Genomic DNA, 2,223 nt, shown 5'->3' on the forward strand with positions numbered 1-2,223 from the left:
GAATTCCAGGGCGAGGTCGCCTGCTCGCTGCTGGCGGAGGACACCGCCGGCGCGCCCATCAGCATGGCGGTCGCCGTCCGGGACACGTCCCACCGGCTCGCCGCGGATGCCGGACTCCGCGAAGCCATGTCCCTGCTCAGCGCCACGCTGGAATCCACGGCCGACGGCATCCTGGTGGTCGGCGGGGACGGCCGGATCGCCGGTGTCAACAACCAGTTCGTCTCCATGTGGGGCATCCCGCGGGAGCTCCTGGCCACCCAGAACGACGACGCCGTCCTCGGCTTCGTTGTGGACCAGCTGGTGGATCCCGCACAGTTCATGGAGAAGGTCACCGCGCTCTACGCCGATCCGACGGCCGAAAGCCACGATGTCCTGGACTTCCGCGACGGCCGGACGTTCGAGCGCTACTCCCGCCCGCAGAAAGTCGCGGACCGGGTGGTCGGGCGGGTCTGGAGTTTCCGGGACGTCACCCCGGCCCGGATCGCGCAGGACCGGATCACCCAGGCCATGGCCGACCTCGCCGAGCAGGCCGCGCAGCTCAAGGCCCTCGCGTTCCAGGATCCGCTGACCGGCTTGTCCAACCGCCAGCTCTTCAACGACCACCTCGAGGCAGCGCTGCGCGGGCCGTGCGGGACCGCCGTCGACGTCCTCCTCCTGGACCTGGACGACTTCAAGGAAGTCAACGACATCCTGGGCCACCACGCCGGCGACCAGATGCTGATCGAGGTCGGCCGGCGGCTGCGGGAGTGTGTCCGCCCGAACGACGTTGTAGCACGCCTGGGCGGTGACGAATTCGTGGTGCTGCTGGTCGGCTCGCTGGACTCCGAGGCGGTGGCCGGACGGATCGTCGACTCGCTCCGGGTGCCGCTCTGGATCGACGGGACCATGCTGCGCCCGAGCCTGAGCCTGGGACTGGCATCCATCCATGAGGACGCCGTGGACGCCTCCGAGCTGCTGCGCCGCGCCGACGTCGCGATGTATGCGGCGAAAAGTGCCGGGAAGAACAGGTTCCTGCGGTTCCGGCCGGAGATGATGAAGTCGCTCGTGAAGCGCACCGAGCTGGAGGCCGGGCTGCGGGTGGCCGTGGACGCCGGCCAGATCGAAGTGCACTACCAGCCGATCGTCTCGTCCCGGCTCGGCGTCGTGGTCAAGGTTGAGGCGCTGGCCCGTTGGGTGCGCGACGGCGAAACCGTCCCGCCCCAGCAGTTCATCCCGGCAGCGGAGCGCAGCGGCCTGATCGTCGAGATCGGCACCGAGGTACTGCTGAAGGGCTGCACCGAGTTGAGGCCCTGGCTCGCGGAGGACTCCTCCCGCGCCCTCGCCGTCAACGTCTCCGGGGTGCAGCTGCAGCATGGGGACTTCGCCGAGCTGGTGCAGGCCGTCGCCAAGTCCGCCGGCGTGGATCCACGCCAGCTGGTCCTGGAAGTCACCGAAAGTGTCTTCTTCGACGACGACTGCCACGTCATCCAGCAACTCACGGCCCTCCGCAAGGCGGGGGTCCGGGTCGCCCTGGACGACTTCGGCACCGGCTACTCCTCGCTGGGCCGGCTGCAGGAGCTGCCTGTGGACACCCTGAAGATCGATCAGTCCTTTACCTCCATGATCCGCACGGGCGAGGAGAATCTTCCGATCCTCAGCTGCATGATCACCATGGCCCACGGCCTCGGACTGAGCGTCACGGTCGAGGGTGTGGAGACGCCGGCACAGGCCGAATACCTGATCAATCTGGAGTGCGATTCGCTGCAGGGCTTCCTGTTCTCCGCCGCCGTTGCCCAGCCGAACCTGGCCGCCGCCATCGCCCGGTCAGCCAACGCGTTCGCCGCCCTGCGGGGGGATCGGGTCGCCGGACACCGGTGACGCGGCGGAAACGCGCGGGTAACGCCCCTGTGGCGCGGCACGTTCCAGTGCCCGGGTACTGGATACGGGCGCAACGGACCCTATGATGCAGGAAGCGCATTGTCCCGGGCCCCGGCCCGGACAGCCATCAACACACCATCCGTCGTTTGGGGGCCGGTATCGCCGTGGGAACTGGGATTGAAGAGAGCCTGCTCGAACAGGGCCCCGATGCCTTCTTGCTGCTGACCGCTGACGGAAACATCGTGTATGTGAACTCTGCAGCGGAGCGGCTCTTTGACTATCCGCGCGAACAGCTGCTCGGCGTCGGGCACAACATCCTGCTCTCCGAGGACGAGCGCGGCGGCTTCCTGCGGATGTTTGGCCGGC

Annotated in this window: 2 protein-coding genes; both read left to right on the top strand. The window is 68.1% G+C overall.

The window, feature by feature from the left end:
• Window positions 1-1,857, top strand: a 1,857-nt coding sequence (locus K789_RS0100090) for a putative bifunctional diguanylate cyclase/phosphodiesterase (protein WP_024364964.1), incomplete at its 5' end; no start/stop codon positions are given.
• 164 nt (window positions 1,858-2,021) lie between these two features.
• A partial coding sequence (locus K789_RS0100095) for a PAS domain-containing protein (protein ID WP_237739460.1) occupies window positions 2,022-2,223 on the top strand: 202 nt, incomplete at its 3' end.

The organism is Arthrobacter sp. TB 26 (genome assembly GCF_000427315.1).
Classification (GTDB): domain Bacteria; phylum Actinomycetota; class Actinomycetes; order Actinomycetales; family Micrococcaceae; genus Arthrobacter.